The following is a 16,152-nucleotide window of genomic DNA, read 5'->3' on the forward strand; positions in this document are numbered from 1 at the left end:
TGCGGCGCACCTCCGGCCGCGATCGGGTGTATCGGATCGTCCGCAGCTCAGGCCCAGCCCGACGCCTCCGTGGCATCGGCCTGCCGAACCGCGACCTGGATCAACTCCGCCAGGGTGCCGACCCCCAGCTTCTGGCGCATGGTCGAGCAGCTGTTGATCACGGTCCGATACTTGATCGAGAGTGCATCGGCGATGTCCTGGTAGGAGGTGCCCTTGCTCAGGAGCGACAGGATCTGCTTTTCGCGGGCGTTGAGGTCGGCCACCGGCGAGCGCCGCGGCGCGGCGTGCAGGATCGCGACGGCGATCGCGAGGCCGTGGTCGAGGTAGCCCTCGCCGGCGCGTACTGCATGGAAGGCCCGTAGGAACTCCGCCGTCCGGACATCCTTGAAGACGTAGCCGATGGCGCCGCATTCCAAGGCCCGCGAGACGATGAACGGGTCGTTGTGCATGCTGAAGGCCAGGATGCGGGTCCGGCGATCGAGGGCATGGATGCGCCGGATCAACGCGAGCCCGGACAGGCCTTTCCCCTGGAAGGTCAGGTCGGCGACGACCATCGGCGGGCGCAGGCGGTGGAACAGCCGGTAGGCGCCGACCACGTCTGAGGCCTCGTGCACGGTGCCGACGCCGGCATCCTCCATGAGGCGCCGGAAGCCGCTCAGCACCACGGGATGGTCGTCGACGATCAGGACCGCGGTCATGTCGGCACCGCCATCATGGCCGCGCCAGGGGCGACGTCTCCGAACGGCCCCGGTTCTCGTCCTGGGCGGCGTAGCGTTCGGTGAGCTTGGCCAGCGCGGCGGCCCGGTCGAGGCCCTGCTGGCGGGTGTTGAAATAGTGCTGGCACATCTCGCCGTAGAGCTGCTTGCGGGCGGTCGCCGCCGCGACCTCCTCAAGGCCGTCGAGCAGGTCGGCGTAGGGCTCGGCCTTGCCGGCCTCGGCGAGCATCTGGCCAAGCTGGACCGTCCGGTTCGCGACCATGCGCGGGTCCTCGATGAAGGCCTCCTTGGCGCGGGCCAGGCTGTGGCGCAGGTGGTCCGCCTGCGCGCCGGTCTCCGGGGCGGGCCGGCCGAGCTCGCGGCTGGCGAGCCAGCGGGCGGGCTCCATCGGGTCGGTGGCCAGGAGCCAGGGTGCCACGTCGGCATCCGCCTGCGTCGCCACCAGGGCCGGTTCGTCCCTGGAGGCACCGGCCTCCTCGCCGCGGTCGCAGGCGCAGAGCAGGAGGAGGACGCCCAGCGCGGGCCCACCCCTCATGGCCGTCCACCACCAGGGCGTCGGGCCGGGGGATCAGGGACCACCGCGAGGCTGCGCGGGCCGGCGCCCACCGGAATACGCCCGGTCTCGACCAAGGTCGCCAGGTCGATGACGGAGACGGAGTCGGAGAACCAGTTCGCCACGTAGGCGCGCTCGCCGTCGACGACGATGCCCTCGGGGTAGCGCCCGACGCTCACGGTCGCCTGTAGGCCGAGCTTGGCCGCGTCGAGGGCCACCACCCGTCCGGCCTGCTGGTCGGTGACGAGCACGAGGCGCCCGTCGGCGCTGGCGGCGACGCCGTAGGGCATGCCGCCGATACGGACCGTGGCGAGGACCCTGGCCGAGCCAGTCTCGAGGACGCTGAGGTCGCCGCTGCGGACGTTGGCCACGTAGAGTCGATCTTGCTTCGGGCTCAACGCCAGGGCGAAGGGGGCCTCGCCCACCGGCAGGGTGTCGGTGCGGGTCATGGTGGCGGTGTCGACCACGCTGACCTGTCGGCTCTCCCGGTCCGCGACGTAGAGGCGACCCCGGGCGTCGAGGACGAGGCCGGCCGGCTCCCGGCCCACCGCGACGCTTCCCTCCACCGCGCCTGTTTCCGCCGAGAGCCGCACCACCCGCGCATTCGCCCAGTCGCCGACGAACAGCCCGGCGCCGTCCGGCGAGACCGCGATGCCGAAGGCCTGGCCCGCGAAGGGAAGGCGCCGCAGCACGGTGTTCGTAGCGGGGTCGACCACGGTGACCGCATGGCCATCGGGCTGGGTGAGGTAGAGGCGTCCATCCGGCCCGGCCGCGACCTGGGCCGGGCCGCCGCCGACCGCGATCGCCGCCAGGGTCCCGGTGGTCCCGGCCTCGATCCGTGCCACGGCACCGGCTTCCTGGCTCGCGACGTAGACCGTCCCGGCGATCCCGCGGCCGGAAGATAGCGCCAGGCAAAGGCAGGCGAGGCCGAAGCGGCGCATGGTCACGGTTTGGCCCTGCCGTCCGGCATCGTGCCGGTGGCCACCCTGCCTTCGACCTTGGCCTTCAGACCTTTCAGCCCGTCGCCGAAGTAGCGAACCATGGCCGCCTTGCCGGCCGCATCGCTCAGTTCCTCGGGCGGCTCGTTGCCGGTGTCGCCGCGATAGAACCGGCCGAGCCATTCCACCTTCGATCCCTCGCCGTCGGGTGAGACCGTGAGCGTGGCGGAATAGGACGAGACCGGCAGCGCCTTCAGGTCGGCGTCCGACAGGCGGTAGGAATAGGTGCGCCCTTGCGCGTTCCACTCGTCGAGGCTCTCGTCGAGGGTGCCGCCGGCCTTGAGCGTCACCTTGCGCCGGCCACCGGAGGTGTTGCCGTCGGTGCCCTCGGCCTTGGCGACGTCGGGATGCCAGGTGCCGATACCGGCGAAATCGCCGACCACCTTCCACACCGCCTCGGGCTTGGCGGCGATGGTCACCGACTGGTGGACCTTCTGCGGCGTCGGGCCGTGGGCGATGGCGGCGGTCGCCACGAGGGCAAGGAGGGCTGCGGGTACCGCAAGACGCATGATCAGACTTTCTTCAGGGTGAAAAACGGGCGCGCGCCGGGACGCGGCAAGCCGAGACGCAGCACGCCGAGACGGGGTTCGGCGAAGGCGGCCAGCAGCAGGAGAAGGGCCGCGGCGCCGAGGAAGGGGCGGATGTCGAGGCTCCCCGGCAGGGCTCGGGGGGTGGCGACGGCGCGCAGGGGATCGAGGAGGCCCGAGGGCCCGTCCAGATGCGCGTAGGCGAGGCCGGTCCTGTCCGCGAGGGACTTCAGGTAAGGCTCGCGCACGGAGGAGAGATGCTCGGTGCCCGTCGCGGCACCGGAGCCGAAGGGGGCGTTGCGCGGGTTGTAGCCCTCGCGGCCCTCAGCGTCGGCGGGCGGGGGTCCGAAGCGGTTCTCCTGCTGCACGTCGCCGGCCCCGTAGAAGCCGGTCTCGCGGCCACGGTCGTCGAAGCGCGGGATCGGCGAGAGGCCGTAGGCGCCCGCCCCGACGATGAGGCCGCGCACGGCGCCGGGCTTGCCCTCGAAGGCCGGTTCGCGCCCGATCGGAAGGGGCGGCGCCTCCTGCCCGTCGGTGACGAAGACGAGGTCGGTGCCGAGGCTCGCGGCCATCTCCACCGAGCGGAACAGCCCCGCCGAGACGCGGCTGTCGCCCTCCCAGGCCATCCGCCAGTCGAGGCTCGCCAACGCCCCGTCGAGGGGGGCGAAGTCGCCACAGACCTCGATGGGCGTGAACAGCAGGAACGGCCGGCGCTCGGTGAATAGCCCCAGCGCCATGCGCGAGCCGCACGGCATGGCCGCCACGAGGTCGCGCAGGGCGGCCTTGGCGGTCTCCAGGCGGCTCGTCGGCCTGCCCTCGGCGCTCACGTAGTCGCGCACGTTCATGCTGCCGGTGATGTCGAGGACCGCCAGCACTTCGAGGCCGTCGCGCGTGAGGGGCAGCGGGCGGGCGAGGAAGGTGGCGGCCACCAGCACGGATGCCGCGGCCAGCCCCTGGAAGCGTCGGTCGCGCAGGTTGCGCGCGATGGGGTGTAGTGCGCTCACGGCTCGCCCCGGGGCTGGCCGGGGATGTCGGTCCAGATCTTGTTGGGCTCCGCCTTCAACTCGTCGCCGCTCTTGCGGTCGAAGTCGGGGAAATCGCGCAGGAGCCGCGATGCGACGTCGAGGTTGAACTTGGCGTCCCAATAATCCGGTCGATCCTGGAGGGCGCGGCGGTAGTCCTGCCGCGCCAGGGTGATCAGAGGGCCGGCCGGGTCGAGGTCGCCCCGCTCGAGGTAGCCGAACGCCTGCCGCAGGCGGGCATTGGCCAAGGCGTAGCGGGCCCGCGCCGAGCGGTCGGGCTCGCCCCGCCGGTCGAGGACGTCGATCAGCGGCTCGATCTCCTCGGTCACACCGCGCCGGGCGAGATGCTGGACCCGCGCGAGGAGCAGCGGGGATGCGGCGTCCACGGCCACCGGCACGTCCCGTCCGGCCTGGAGCGCCTTTATCGTGTCGTCGTCGCGCAGGATCCGCCAGCCTGCCAGCCCGAACCCGATGGCCGCGAGGAGAGCCAAGACCGGTAGGGCGAGGAGGACATGCGGGCGCATGCGGCGCCAGGCGCCGGCGAGCCGGAAACCGGGTGCGCTCCCTTCTCTCGCCGCGTGCAGGTTTTCCGGGGAGAGGCGGAGGCGCGCCAGCGTCCCGGTCGGATTCGAGCTCGCTCTCATGCGGCGAGCCTCCGCTGAGGAGCCTCTGTCGCCGGCGGCGAGAGGGCCCGCGCCCGCCCGCGGCGAAAGTCGGCTTCGGCCAGCTTGGCCGCCACCAGCGCCAGGAGCCCCAGCAGACTCAGCCCGTAGGCGAACCCCGACAGGTCGCGGCGCGGACGCTGCTCGGTGTAGGGGATCGGATCGCGCTCCAGGCGCTCGATCTGAGCGATGGCGTCGGCGACCGCCTGCGGCCCTTCGGCCTCGAAGGCGCGGTAGGGCGTGCCGAGGCTCTTGAAGAACAGGTCGAGGTGGCGCTCCGGTGCGGCCTGCGGCGTGTCCTCGCCCGTGGGCTTGTCGGCGATGCCGGCCGAGCCCTTGGTGCGCAGGAACAGCCAGTAGAGGTTCGGCCGGATGCGTGCGAACTCGGCGCGCAGGGCGCCCTGCACCCGCGGATCGATGACGGCCGCCCCGTCCGAAACCAGCAGCAGCGCCCGCGAGATCGAGGCGCCCTGCACCCCGAACTGCGACAGGCCCATCGCGAGGCCCCGCGCCACGTTGGTGTAGTCGAGCCCCGGCCGGTCGATGGCGGCGATGGCCGCGCGCACCGCCTCGTGCCGGTCGGTCATCGGCACCACGAGCATCGGCGCGGTGGAGAAGGCGGTGACCGCGAACAGGTCGTGGGCGCGGCTGCCGACGAAGTCGCCGAGGATCCGGCGCGAGGCCGCGGCCTTGGATTCCTCCTCGCCCGAGGGCTGACGCCCGGCGAAGGTCTCGTTCATGCTGCCCGAGCGATCGACCAGGATGGAGACCTGGGCCCCGATGCCGATGCGGGTGACGGTCTCGCCGTGCCGGTAGGGGCCGGCCAGGGCCAGGACCAGCCCCGCGATGGCGAAGATGCCGGACGTGCGCAGCATGCAGCCGACGATCCGCGAGGCGCCGTCGGACGGAGCCGCCGCGATCGCCGGGACCGGCGTCACGCGCTGGCTCGAAGCCACGAGCGGCACCAGGGCCAGCGGCAGCAGCCACAGCACCCACGGTGTCGAGACGCCGAGCCGGGACACAGCGTCGATCATGCCGTGCGCTCGGCCCGTGCCAGGCGCGCAGCGAGCGCGGCGATCTCGGGCCTGGCCAGACGGCCACGCGCCCGGGCGGTGTCGTTTCCGAAGAAGGCGATGCGCGAGGCCTCGAAGAAGGCGACGAGGCCGGGCGCCTGCCCGCGATAGGCCGGATGGCGGTCGAGGAACCGGTCGAGATCGTCGGCGAGCACCCGGCGCCCATCGGTTTCGTCGAGTCCACGATGGAGGGCGAGCAAGGCCTCGCGGTAGGCCTCCGCGGCGTCGGGGCGGCCGCCGAGGCCGCGCAGGCGCCGACGAGCGGCCGCGAAGGCGCGCCCGCGCCGGACCCGGAAGGGCCACCAAGTCCGGTCGCGGGCCAGCCCAGCGAACGCAGCCAGGGCCAGCCCGGCAAAGCCGAGGCCGGTGAAAAGGGTCGGACGAGGGTCGAGGGAGGCGACGCGCCCGTCGGGGCGCATGTAGTCCTGCGGATTCTCCTTGGCCGGCGGCAGGATCTCGCGCAGGGGCGAGATGGTGAAGGTCCAGGCCGGCACCCGGGCCGAGGCCGTGGTGGCGCCGCTGGCGCCCTGGCTGACGAAGCTCACCGTGAAGCCGGGCACCTCAAGGGAGCGGACGTCGAGGGCCGCGTAGAAGGTCTGGTAGGTGAGGTCGAGGCGCACGCGCCGGGCATCGCCCGCATCGGCCTGCGACACGGCGATGTCACGCAGGTCGAGCCAATAGGCGAGCGCGCCGCGTTGTGGCAGCGAGGCGGCCTGGATCGCGAACCCGTCCTCGACCACGATGTCGACCTGGGCCCGCACGAGGTCGCCCAGCATGTAGCCGAACGCCCGCGGGGCCCGGACCTCGACGGCGCGCACCTGCGCCTGCACGGGCCCTGCCATCGACGAGGCGAGGACGAGCGGGACGAGGGATGTCGAGACGGCGCGGCGCATGTTCACCCTCATGTGCCGAGCAGGTGGCGGGTGACCGCCTCGGGGTCGAAGCGGCCGGCGAGGCGAAACGGCGGGCGGCCATGGGTGGTGGCGATGCGGCGCAGGGACTCGACCCGCGCCGCCTCCCGGGCGATCCAACGACGACGCAGGGCGGGGCGCATGAACACGACCCGGCGTCCCGCGCCTTCGAGGTCGTCGAGCTCCATCAGGCCCCAGGCAGGCAGCGCCTCGGCCTCCATGGCGTCCTCGAGGACGACGGGCACGATGTCGTGGCGGGACAGACTCGCGAAGACCTCGCCGATCAACGCCTCGGGCCAGCGGAAATCGGAGATCACGAACACCACCTTGGGCCGGCCGACGAGGTGCTGGCCCGCGAGAGCCATGCCGTCGGCGCGGGTTCCCGTGGCCCGGGTGCGCGACAGGCGTTCGGCGATGTCGCCGGCCGGGACGCGCCGGCGGGATGCGGGCAGGAACAGGTCCTCGCGCACGTCGGCGTCGACGCCGATCAGGCCGAAAGCGTCGCCGATGCGAGTGGCGGAGGCAGCCAGCGAGCCGCACAGGGCCGCGACCAGGTCCATCCGGTCGGCCTCGCCGCAGAAGCGCATGGAAGCCGTGAGGTCGACGAGCGCCCAGACCTCGATCGCGGTACGGCTCTCGAAACGGCGGACGCAGGTGCCCTCGAACGGATCGCGCAGGGTGGCGCGCAGGTCGATGCGCCGGGCGTCCGGCATGCGCAGGAACGGCACCTGATCGCGGAAGGTGCCCAGGCCTCCGGCGTCGCGGCCGCGGTGGGTGCCGAGGGCCGTGCCGGCGCTGCGTCCGCGCGGCCCGTAGACGATGTCGGGCATCGGCTCGTTCATCGGTGCGGTCATGGCGCCGGCACCGTGTCGAAGACGGCGCGGCACAGGGCCGGCACGATGCCGGCGCGGCGCATCTCGTAGACCGGTTCGAGGAAGACGCGGTGGGCCATCACCTCGGGGAAGACCGCGCGGATGTCCTCGGGCACCAGCCAGTCGCGGCCCTCGAGCCAGGCCCTGACCTTGGCGGCCCGCACCAGCATGGCGAGCCCGCGCGGCGAGGCCCCGCCCTGGATCAGGGCGGCCATGTCGATGCCGGGCAGGCGGATGCCGGCTGGTCCCGGACGCACCAGGGCCTCCCACAGGGCCACTACGTAGGTTTCGATCGCCGGGCTCGCCTGGATGCCGTGCTGGATCGCGGCGCCGATGCCGGCGATGGCGGCATGGTCGAGGACGGCGCCGTCGATCCCGGCGATCAGCGCATCGGTGTCGTGGAAGCGTGGGTCGAACACCAGGGCGCGGCGGGCCTGCGCATCGCTGGGCGCCTCCATCCCGATCTCCATGAGGAAGCGGTCGCGGGCCGCGGCCGGTAGTTCGAAGGTCTCCTCGCGCTCGACGCGGTTGCGATCGGCGAAGACCTGAAGGTTGGGGAAACGGTACTCGCGGTCGAAGGCGGTCAGGGTCCGTTCCGCCATCAGGCGCAGCAGCAGGGCGTGTACCTGCGGTCTGGCGCGGTTGATCTCGTTGAAGAAGAAGATCGAGAGGTCTTCGGCCTGCCGCAGCACCGGGCCGGGCTCGACCCGCGGGCGGCCGTCGTCGGCGAGGTAGGTGTGGTAGACGAGGTCGGTGGGCATCATGTCCACGGTGCCCTCGACGCGCTCGTAGGCGCCGCCCAGCGCGCGGGCGACCGCCCGCAGCAGGGTGGTCTTACCGACACCGACGTCGCCTTCGAGCAGCACGTGGCCGCGGGCGAAGATGGCGATGGTGATGAGCCGGATCGCCCGGTCCTGGCCGACCACGGCCGAGGCCACCGACCGTTCGAACCGCCCGGCGGCCTCGCGCCAGTCGGTGAGCATCGCGTCGTCGCGGCGGATGTCGTTCATGATGTGCCTTGAACCAAAGACCGAATTGGTCGCCGCGCGTCCGACCAATGGCGACTCTCCTCCCCCCTGTGGGGAGGAGTTGGAGGTGGGGGTGATGGAAGGACCCCCGGTAGAGTCCGGTGGAGCCACCCCCACCCCCGACCCCTCCCCACGATGGGGAGGGGAGAATCCGCGTCCGAACTCCGACGCCGAGCGCGGTGGCGCTCAGTTCGACGAGATCTTGGTCACGTCGTATTCGAACTTGCCGGTCTTCTTGGCCGCCTCGATGCGCTTGGCGTTGCGCTCTTCCATCGCCCGGATCGACTCCGACTGTTTGTTCAACTCTTTCGGGTCGTGCTTGGGATCGTACTTCGAACCGGCGATCTTCTCGGGGAAGCCGGGCTTGGGCTCCCAGCAGTTGCCCGGCGCCTTGCACTTGGTGCCGTCGTAGGCGAGGGCCGGAAGGGCCAGAAGGGCGCTCGCACCGATGGTCGCCGCAAGGATGAATGTCCGCATGGTCGTCTCCTCCGTTGATGGTTGATGAGGCGTGTCGTCGCCCATCGTTCACCGCGCCGGCAGCGCGGCGTGACTTCCTCGGTCGCTCAATCCAGCGGCTTGCACTGTCCTGCGGCGTCCTTGGGGAAGGTCTCACCCTCCTTGTAGGGCTTGTAAGCTTTCTTCTGCTCGTCGTTGAGCCAGACCGCATCCTTGACCGGCCCGGTATAGAGGTGCCTGATCCAGGTGATGACCTGCAGCATCTCGTCGGGCGTCAGGTTCTCGTTGTGCGGACCCATCATGCCGTTGGCGCCGCCGAAGATGGTGGCGAACAGCCCCGTGTCCTCGGTGTTGGACGGGTAGGTCCAATAATTGTCGTTGAGACCCGGCCCGAGCTTGCCCTCGGCGAGGTGGCCGTGACAGCCCGAGCAGGAGGTCGAGTAGAGGGACTCGCCGTTCCTGAGGCAGGACTTGTCGTCGATGTAGGCGTTCCTGCCGGTCTGCAGGAACTGTTTGACGGCGGGGGTGTCGCGCCCGCCCTCCTTGCCCTGGGAGACGTCGAGCTGCTCGCCGGTAACGGTATTGCGGAAGACGAAACCGCTTTGCGGTCCCGCCGCCGGCTGGGCGATGGCCGCGACGGCCGCCGAGAGGGCGACGAGCCCCAGGGCGCCGCCGACGATCCGCTTGAGTGCGATACGCTTGTTGGACTGCATGACTTCGCTCTGGTGCCTCCGGCCGTCGATCACGCGCCGGAGTGTGTCGCGCCGACCCAGCCGATGGGGGGCGCCGGGATGCGGTGGGGACGTCAGTTCGAGGGTGGGGCGAGGGGCACGCCTTCCTGCTTGAGGAGGGCGTCGATCTGCGGCTTGGCCTTGACGATGGCGGCATCGAGCTCCCGCCTCAGGGCCTCGTCGCCGCGACGCACGCCCATGGACTGGTCGAAGCTCTGGGGCATCCGCTGGCCGTCGCTGCGGACGGTGTCGTTTGGTACCAGGGTCATGCGCAGGGGTTGGCTGGAATCCTTGACGTAGCGGGCCACGTCCGGCCCGAACGCCACCGCCACGTCGGCCTTGTCGGTGGCGACCTCCGTCACCATCCGGGCCGGGTCGATCTGGGTGTACTGGTTGCGCGGTGCGCGGAAGTTCACCAGCGAGTAGAGGTAGGCCATGTCCTCCTCGTAGCGGCCGATGTCCTTGAGCATCGCCTCGGCCGGGGTGCCGAAGCCCACCACCATGTGGCCGATGGTCTTGAGGCGCGGGTCCGACCACGACTTCACGTCGAGATCCTTGTCGGCGCGGGTGATGAAGACGTAGCCGCTGCGATAGTACGGCTTCGTCGTCAGCACGCGCTGGTCGTCGCTGTCGACGCCCACGACCACGTCGCAGAGGTTCTTGTCGAGACTGTCGCGCACCAGGTAGATCGCGGCCTTGTCGAGCCACACGAACTGCGCCTTGCGCCCCATGGCCTGCGCCACCGCGACGGCGATGCGGTTTTCGAGCCCGGAGCCGTCCTTCAGTGACAGCGGCGGCTGCTGGGCCGCGCAGACGCGCAGGGTGCCGGCGTCCGCGGAAGCCGCTTTCGCGTCGGTGGCTTTCGTGCCGGAGTCCGGCGAGGCGGCATGGGCGGCGGAAAGACAGCCGAGGGCCAGGAGGGCAGCGGCCGATGTCGCCGCTGAGCGGCGTCCGGTGACGAGCGACATGGGAGCGGGTCCGTTTTTTCTTGAAAGGTCGGGATGGCGCGGCGAGGGACATGGCGTGTCCGGAGCGGCCGTCGCGCGAGATGTCTCGATGGCGTCGTTTGCCGCGGGCGTGCGACGTGCGCCGAGGGGAGGACCCCGCCGGCCTGAGCCGGCGGAGTCCGATCACCGAGGAAGAGCCTTACTTGGCGGCCGCCGTCTGGTACTCGCCGACGTTCGGATCGTCGTAGGGGCCCTTGCCGTTCAGCGAGAACACCATCACGCCGCCGCCCATCTGGGTGTAGTTGGCGAGCTTCTTGAACGCGCCCACCGCGCCGAGGCCAGCGGTCGGGTCCTGGAGGTCGAACACGAGGCCGACCCCCGGCCAGCCGCCGACGCCGTAGTAGATGGCGACGTATTGATCACCCTTGTGGGTGTAGGTGATCGGGTAGCCGATCGCGCCAGACGGCATCTTGAACTTCCAGAGAAGATCTCCGTTGTCCGAGTTGCGCGCCTTGATGTAGCCGTCGAGCGTTCCGTAGAACACCAGCCCACCGGCCGTGGCCGTGGTGCCGCCCCAGACGGCGAACCGCTCCATCTTCTCCCACTGGAAAGCACCGGTGATCGCGTTGTAGCTCTTGATCTGGCCGAGACCTTCGTAGTTCTGGCGGTCACCCTTCGGGCCGGGGTACATGTTCAGCGTAGCGCCCACGAAGAACTGGCCGGCACGGTAGGGCAGCATGAAGGGCTCCCAATCCATGCAGATGTGGTTGATGCCCATGAAGAAGGCCTTGCGCTCCGGATCGTAGGAGTCGTGGCCCTGGTTGTGGTAGCCCATCGCCGAGGGGCAGATGTCCTTGGCGAGGTGGTCCATCCGGGTGCCGTACTCGGGGTCGCGCACCGGCTGGCCGGTCTTGAGATCCACCGACTTGAAGACGTTGACGGTGTCGTCGATCTTGTTGGCCGAGACCAGCGAGCCGTCCGTGCGGTCGAGGGTGTAGACGATGCCGTTGCGGTCGGGATGGGTCAGGAGCTTGCGGTCCTTGCCGTCCTTGTCCTTCTGGTTGGACAGCATCATCACGTTGACGCCGGCGTAATCCCATTCGTCGTGCGGGGTCTTCTGGTAGCCGAACTTGGCCTCGCCCGTGTCGGCGTCACGGCCGAAGATCGTCATCGTCCACTTGTTGTCGCCCGGGCGCATCGTCTCGTTCCACGGCGCCGGGTTGCCGGTGCCGAAATAGATCAGGTTGGTGCCCGGATCGTAGGCGTACCAGCCCCAGTTGGTGCCGCCGCCGATCTTCCAGGCGTCGCCCTCCCAGGTGGAGGTGCCCAGGCCCTTCTGGCCGTAGTGCGCGTTCTTGATGTTGAAGTCGGAGGCCAGCAGCAGGTCCTTGTCCGGGCCGGTGGCGTAGGCGCGCCAGACCTGGGCTCCGGTCTTCACGTCGTAGGCGGTGAGGTAGCCGCGCACGCCGAGCTCGGCGCCCGAGGACCCGATGATGACCTTGTCCTTGACCACGTAGGGCGCGATCGTGAGCGTCGAGCCGACCTTGATGTCGGAGTTCTCGACCTTCCACACGGTCTCACCGGTCTCGGCGTTGAGCGCCATGACGTTGCCGTCGAGCAGCGTCTTGAGGATCAGCGACGGGGTCTTGCCGTCGCCCGGCCAGTAGGCGAGCCCGCGGTTCACGAGATCGCAGCAGGCGACCGCGCGGGCGGCCGGGTTCTGCTTGGGCTTGTCCTGCCACAGGATCCGGCCCGGATCGTCGAGCCCGAGCGCGAAGGTGTTGTTGGGGAACGAGGTGTGGATGAACATCTTGCCCTCGACGACGACCGGCGCCCCCTCGTGGCCGTTGAGCAGCCCGGTGGAGAACGTCCAGGAGACCTTCAGGTCCTTCACGTTCGAGGCGTTGATCTGCTTGAGCGCGCTGTAGTTGTCCGAATCGTAGTTCTTGCCCGGCATGACCCAGTTGGCGTCGTTCTTCGACAGCTCGATCAGCTTGTCGTTGGCCGTCGCGAGGGTCGATGCCCCGATCGGGGCGAAGGCGACGACCGCCATCGCCGAGACGGAGTAAAGAAACCTGTTCATCCTGAACTCTCCTGCCCTGTGCGCCGCGTGCGGATGCTCGAAGCCCACCGCGGCCTTTCGTTTCATCGGATCAGAGCAGAGCATCGGAAAAACAGGATCGACTCTGCGTATTCATAAGATTCACATAAGCAATTGGCGTCTTATAAGAAACTTATTACTGATCCGCTGGCTCGATATATAAACATCGTCTTGAGACAATGTCTTCAGCCAGTTCGTCATTTTACGTCGGGACAAAGTGGCAATAGAAGCGTTTCTATTGCGCATTCGCTCAGGTGTTTTGGCCATACCCGGCAGACAAAGAAGACGTGATATCGGATCTCGGCGGCGGCGAGCCTTTACTCGGGTGCCGCAACCGCTACAATCATCGCACCCTAGTAGGACAGGCGGTGATCGATGGCGGTGAAGACACTGAGGGTATTCTTATTGTCCCTGGTCTGCCTGGCTCCTCCGGCGCAGGCGGCCAAACTGACGCTGGACGACAAGGTCGCCCGCTGGCCGCGCGCCACCACGGGCGAGAAGGTCGATTTCGCCACCCGCATGGGACGTGCGTTCTCGAGCCTGTCACCGGAACTCGACATGAACTACTTCATCAAGTGCCTGGAAGAGACCGCCAATATCGGCAATCCCGGCGACATCAAGCTCGAGCAGGCGGTCAAGATCTGCGTATCCGTCAAGAAGGACGCGGCGGACTAGCGGTGAGAGACCGGATCGTCGCGACGCCATCGGTGGAGGCAGGAGCGGGATGACGCGAGGGATCTGGCGACCGCACCGGTCCGGACTTCCGCCCGCGCCCGGTATAGCCGTTCGGCGCTCGGCCCGTTCGGCCGCCGCCGGATTGTTCATGGCCTGCCTCGCCGTTCCCGTGGCGCCCGCCTCCCCGGCTCGGGTCGCGGCCCTCTATCCGGTCGACCGCCGCAGGGACATGACCGGTGCCGACGTCGACCGCTATCCGGGTGCCGGGGTGCTGTACTGCCACGGCCCGGACGGCATCCCCCGCAAGGCGTCCGCCGCATGGCTCATCGGCGACCCGTCCGTGGTCGTCCTGAACGCTCACAACTTTCGCAACCGGCGGATGGAGACCACCCGCGAGGTCGCGGATTGCTTCTTCCAGATCGGCGGGCGCAACTACGACTTCGTGCCCGCGAGCCTGCAACTTGGGGCGCCCGCGAACGCCGCCGGGCTGCACATCACCGACGATTGGGCGATCCTGCGCCTGACCCAGCCCGCCGAGGGAGTGCGCCCGCAACCGATACCGCGGGTCTCAGGCCTCGCCACGGGACCGACGACGATGGCGATCGTCATGGTGTCGCCCGGCGGCCACGGCAACTACCGCGGGCCGAGCAGTCTCGAGACCTGCTTCATCCGACAGGTCGACCCGCCGAGCGAGGCCGGCGCGCGCCGGGTCCGCCACGACTGCAACGACGGATTCGGCGGTTCCGGCTCTGGATTGTTCGACGAGGGCGGGCACCTGATCGCGATGCAGAGCGCCTCGCTGTCGATGAACTCGCGCCGGCCCTTCGACCTGGAGTTCCACTACGGCTCGGCCCTGCTGTTCGAGGGCGACCTCATGGCGGCCCTGTCGGCGGCGACCGGTCGGCCGACGCAGCGGTGAGGCCGACCGATACGGCACCGAACCGCACCGGGGTCTTTCGTCGGTCCCGATCAACACACCGAATGCGGCGACCTGGGTCGTGTTTGCCCCGGCCTGTCGGCGCCGATCGAGGCCGGCGCCGACAGCCGGCGGGGTCCATCCGCAAGCGGGGTCGAGCAGCTCACACGACGAAGAARTCGTGGTGGCTGAGCGTGACCTTGGTGTCGATCACCGCGAACTGCACCGCCGTGGCAGCCGAGCCGCTGCCGTCGGCATCGTAGAACAGCCCGCCCGTCGGCGCTCACGCCGAGGTCCTTGAACGCGGCCTCGGTGAGYTGGCCCGCGGCCAGGGTCGCAAAGACGCTGCGGGCCAATTGCACCGTATCGTGTACCGCCGCGGTCGAGGCCACGAAGTCGGTGATGTGGTCGACGTTGCCCGAACCGAGCGCGGTCTTGAACACGAAGGTGTCGGCACCGGCACCGCCGGTCAGGACGTCGTCGCCACCCTGGCCGTCGAGGATGTTGGCGCCGCGAGTGCCGGTGAKSACGTTGGCCAGCGAGTTGCCGGTGGCGGTGAGGTTGCCGGCCCCGGTGAGGGTCAGGTTCTCCAGGTGCGCCCCGGCGAGCGAGTACGACACCGAGGCGTAGACGAGGTCGGTGCCGACGGCGCCGGTGGCCTCGAGGACGCGGTCGTCGATGGTGTCGACGTAGTAGGTGTCGGAGCCCGCCCCACCGGACATGGTGTCGGCGCCTCCCAGGCCGTCGAGGACGTTGGCGCCGCTGTTGCCGGTGAGCACGTTGGCCAGCGAGTTGCCGGTGGCGGTGAGGTTRCYGGCTCCGGTCAGGGTCAGGTTCTCCAGGTGCGCCCCGGCGAGCGAGTACGACACCGAGGCGTAGACGAGGTCGGTGCCGACGRCGCCGGTGGCCTCGATGACTTTGTCGTCGAGGTTGTCGACGTAGTAGGTGTCGGACCCYGCCCCGCCGCTCATCCGGTCGGCACCGCCCAGGCCGTTGATGACGTTGTCGCCGCCGTTGCCGGAGATGACGTTGGCGAGCGAGTTGCCGAGGCCGGTGAGGTTGTCGGTGCCGGCGAGGGTCAGGTTCTCGAGCTGCGACCCGCCGAGCGAGTAGGACACCGTCGCGTAGACGAGATCCGTGCCGAGGCCGGCGAACTCGATGGCGCGATCGCCGGCATCGTCGACCACGTAGAAGTCCGACCCGGCCCCGCCGGTCATCGTGTCGGCACCCAGACCGCCGTTGAGGGTGTTGTCGCCGTCATTGCCGGTGAGGGTGTTGGCGAACTCGTTGCCGGTGAGGGTCAACGCCGTGCCGCCGGTGGAGGCGGACAGGGCGAGGCTCTCGATCTCCTGCCCCGCCGCCAAACGATAGCTGACGCTGGCGATCACGCTGTCGCTGCCGCCGCCGGTCGCCTCGATCACCCGGTCGCCGACGTTGTCGACGAGATAGGTGTCGTTGCCGCCCTGCCCCTTGAAGGTTTCCGCGCCGGGGGTGCCGTGGAAGGTCTCGGCGGCAGCCGTGCCGGTATAGCCGTCGATGCGCAGGGTGCCGGCGGGATTGGTCACCGCCCCCGCGAGCGAGGCGACGTTGCCCGCCGCGTCGAGGATCGTCGCGCTCCCCAGGGTCAGCCCGGTGATCGCGAGATCGGCGCTGACCGCATCGACGGCGACGGCGTGGGTGAAGACCAGGTGCGAGGCGTCGGAGGCCGCGGCGTCGTAGGCCGCCACGCCGCCATCGCTGAGCTGGAGGCGCAGGCCCCCGGCATCGGTCAGGGTGACGGGCTCGGAGAGTGCCACCGAGATGATCACGCTCTGGCCCACCGTCAGGGTGCCGGAGCCCCTGACGATCCCCGGACCGGACAGCGAAACGCCGGAGACCGTGGGCGCCTGGGTATCCACCGTCCAGAGGGTGGACTCGGGCGTGAGGTCGGCATTGCCGGCCGCATCCACCGCCCGCACGGCGAA

The 16,152-nt window shown here is 69.8% G+C and carries 17 protein-coding genes; 2 read left to right on the forward strand and 15 right to left on the reverse strand.

Annotation, left to right across the window (positions count from 1 at the left end):
• Window positions 1-47: 47 nt before the first annotated feature.
• The 14 genes from ASF39_RS07915 to ASF39_RS07980 form a co-directional block, all read right to left on the reverse strand.
• Window positions 48-698 carry a response regulator transcription factor gene (locus ASF39_RS07915; RefSeq protein WP_056282541.1) on the reverse strand — a complete coding sequence of 217 codons (651 nt, stop codon included), beginning with the start codon at window positions 696-698 and terminating at the stop codon, window positions 48-50.
• A gap of 13 nt (window positions 699-711) precedes the next feature.
• The gene (locus tag ASF39_RS07920) at window positions 712-1,251 is read right to left on the reverse strand and encodes a hypothetical protein (protein ID WP_056282544.1); all 540 of its coding nucleotides are present in this window, start codon (window positions 1,249-1,251) and stop codon (window positions 712-714) included.
• On the reverse strand, window positions 1,248-2,210 hold the full coding sequence (locus ASF39_RS07925) for a YncE family protein (protein ID WP_056282547.1): 963 nt from the start codon (window positions 2,208-2,210) through the stop codon (window positions 1,248-1,250). Before ASF39_RS07925 ends, ASF39_RS07920 begins: the two co-directional genes overlap by 4 nt.
• A gap of 2 nt (window positions 2,211-2,212) precedes the next feature.
• Window positions 2,213-2,776, reverse strand: a complete 564-nt coding sequence (locus tag ASF39_RS07930; protein ID WP_056282551.1) for an SRPBCC family protein — start codon at window positions 2,774-2,776, stop codon at window positions 2,213-2,215.
• Between the two features lie 2 nt (window positions 2,777-2,778).
• Complete coding sequence (locus ASF39_RS07935) at window positions 2,779-3,798, reverse strand: vWA domain-containing protein (RefSeq protein WP_082494434.1); 1,020 nt, start codon at window positions 3,796-3,798, stop codon at window positions 2,779-2,781.
• The gene (locus ASF39_RS07940) at window positions 3,795-4,340 is read right to left on the reverse strand and encodes an MxaK protein (RefSeq protein WP_156648429.1); all 546 of its coding nucleotides are present in this window, start codon (window positions 4,338-4,340) and stop codon (window positions 3,795-3,797) included. The genes ASF39_RS07935 and ASF39_RS07940 overlap by 4 nt, the downstream gene beginning before the upstream one ends.
• A 116-nt stretch (window positions 4,341-4,456) precedes the next feature.
• Window positions 4,457-5,512: a vWA domain-containing protein gene (locus ASF39_RS07945; protein ID WP_056282554.1), complete on the reverse strand. Its 1,056-nt coding sequence runs from the start codon at window positions 5,510-5,512 to the stop codon at window positions 4,457-4,459.
• Window positions 5,509-6,444 carry a hypothetical protein gene (locus tag ASF39_RS07950; RefSeq protein ID WP_056282597.1) on the reverse strand — a complete coding sequence of 312 codons (936 nt, stop codon included), beginning with the start codon at window positions 6,442-6,444 and terminating at the stop codon, window positions 5,509-5,511. Before ASF39_RS07950 ends, ASF39_RS07945 begins: the two co-directional genes overlap by 4 nt.
• 8 nt (window positions 6,445-6,452) lie before the next feature.
• The gene (locus ASF39_RS07955) at window positions 6,453-7,316 is read right to left on the reverse strand and encodes a DUF58 domain-containing protein (protein ID WP_056282558.1); all 864 of its coding nucleotides are present in this window, start codon (window positions 7,314-7,316) and stop codon (window positions 6,453-6,455) included.
• A complete protein-coding gene (locus tag ASF39_RS07960; RefSeq protein ID WP_056282562.1) occupies window positions 7,313-8,344 on the reverse strand; it encodes a MoxR family ATPase in 1,032 nt (343 codons plus the stop codon). Before ASF39_RS07960 ends, ASF39_RS07955 begins: the two co-directional genes overlap by 4 nt.
• Window positions 8,345-8,548: 204 nt before the next feature.
• Window positions 8,549-8,839, reverse strand: coding sequence for a methanol dehydrogenase [cytochrome c] subunit (locus ASF39_RS07965; protein WP_055883570.1), 291 nt, complete (start codon window positions 8,837-8,839; stop codon window positions 8,549-8,551).
• Between the two features lie 86 nt (window positions 8,840-8,925).
• Complete coding sequence (gene moxG / locus ASF39_RS07970) at window positions 8,926-9,531, reverse strand: cytochrome c(L), periplasmic (RefSeq protein ID WP_056282565.1); 606 nt, start codon at window positions 9,529-9,531, stop codon at window positions 8,926-8,928.
• A 92-nt stretch (window positions 9,532-9,623) separates the two neighbouring features.
• Window positions 9,624-10,517: a methanol oxidation system protein MoxJ gene (moxJ, locus tag ASF39_RS07975; protein ID WP_056282568.1), complete on the reverse strand. Its 894-nt coding sequence runs from the start codon at window positions 10,515-10,517 to the stop codon at window positions 9,624-9,626.
• Between the two features lie 178 nt (window positions 10,518-10,695).
• Complete coding sequence (locus ASF39_RS07980) at window positions 10,696-12,579, reverse strand: methanol/ethanol family PQQ-dependent dehydrogenase (protein ID WP_056282570.1); 1,884 nt, start codon at window positions 12,577-12,579, stop codon at window positions 10,696-10,698.
• Between the two features lie 393 nt (window positions 12,580-12,972).
• On the opposite strand from ASF39_RS07980, the gene ASF39_RS07985 reads away from it, so the two are divergent.
• Window positions 12,973-13,272, forward strand: a complete 300-nt coding sequence (locus tag ASF39_RS07985) for a hypothetical protein (protein ID WP_244472314.1) — start codon at window positions 12,973-12,975, stop codon at window positions 13,270-13,272.
• Window positions 13,273-13,420: 148 nt separating this feature from the next.
• The gene (locus ASF39_RS07990; protein ID WP_056282572.1) at window positions 13,421-14,191 is read left to right on the forward strand and encodes a trypsin-like peptidase domain-containing protein; all 771 of its coding nucleotides are present in this window, start codon (window positions 13,421-13,423) and stop codon (window positions 14,189-14,191) included.
• A 50-nt stretch (window positions 14,192-14,241) separates the two neighbouring features.
• On the opposite strand, the gene ASF39_RS07995 is transcribed toward ASF39_RS07990, so the two are convergent.
• Window positions 14,242-16,152 (reverse strand): calcium-binding protein (locus ASF39_RS07995; protein ID WP_156648427.1); only part of this gene is annotated, 1,911 nt, incomplete at its 5' end.

Source organism: Methylobacterium sp. Leaf108, from assembly GCF_001423265.1.
In the GTDB taxonomy this organism is placed as follows: domain Bacteria; phylum Pseudomonadota; class Alphaproteobacteria; order Rhizobiales; family Beijerinckiaceae; genus Methylobacterium.

Coding starts and splice junctions, on each gene's coding strand:
- ASF39_RS07915 (WP_056282541.1), bottom strand. CDS start 698: ATGACCGCGGTCCTGATCGTCGACGACCATCCCGTGGTGCTGAGCGGC.
- ASF39_RS07920 (WP_056282544.1), bottom strand. CDS start 1,251: ATGAGGGGTGGGCCCGCGCTGGGCGTCCTCCTCCTGCTCTGCGCCTGC.
- ASF39_RS07925 (WP_056282547.1), bottom strand. CDS start 2,210: ATGCGCCGCTTCGGCCTCGCCTGCCTTTGCCTGGCGCTATCTTCCGGC.
- ASF39_RS07930 (WP_056282551.1), bottom strand. CDS start 2,776: ATGCGTCTTGCGGTACCCGCAGCCCTCCTTGCCCTCGTGGCGACCGCC.
- ASF39_RS07940 (WP_156648429.1), bottom strand. CDS start 4,340: ATGCGCCCGCATGTCCTCCTCGCCCTACCGGTCTTGGCTCTCCTCGCG.
- ASF39_RS07945 (WP_056282554.1), bottom strand. CDS start 5,512: ATGATCGACGCTGTGTCCCGGCTCGGCGTCTCGACACCGTGGGTGCTG.
- ASF39_RS07950 (WP_056282597.1), bottom strand. CDS start 6,444: ATGCGCCGCGCCGTCTCGACATCCCTCGTCCCGCTCGTCCTCGCCTCG.
- ASF39_RS07955 (WP_056282558.1), bottom strand. CDS start 7,316: ATGACCGCACCGATGAACGAGCCGATGCCCGACATCGTCTACGGGCCG.
- ASF39_RS07960 (WP_056282562.1), bottom strand. CDS start 8,344: ATGAACGACATCCGCCGCGACGACGCGATGCTCACCGACTGGCGCGAG.
- ASF39_RS07965 (WP_055883570.1), bottom strand. CDS start 8,839: ATGCGGACATTCATCCTTGCGGCGACCATCGGTGCGAGCGCCCTTCTG.
- moxG (WP_056282565.1), bottom strand. CDS start 9,531: ATGCAGTCCAACAAGCGTATCGCACTCAAGCGGATCGTCGGCGGCGCC.
- moxJ (WP_056282568.1), bottom strand. CDS start 10,517: ATGTCGCTCGTCACCGGACGCCGCTCAGCGGCGACATCGGCCGCTGCC.
- ASF39_RS07980 (WP_056282570.1), bottom strand. CDS start 12,579: ATGAACAGGTTTCTTTACTCCGTCTCGGCGATGGCGGTCGTCGCCTTC.
- ASF39_RS07985 (WP_244472314.1), top strand. CDS start 12,973: ATGGCGGTGAAGACACTGAGGGTATTCTTATTGTCCCTGGTCTGCCTG.
- ASF39_RS07990 (WP_056282572.1), top strand. CDS start 13,421: ATGGCCTGCCTCGCCGTTCCCGTGGCGCCCGCCTCCCCGGCTCGGGTC.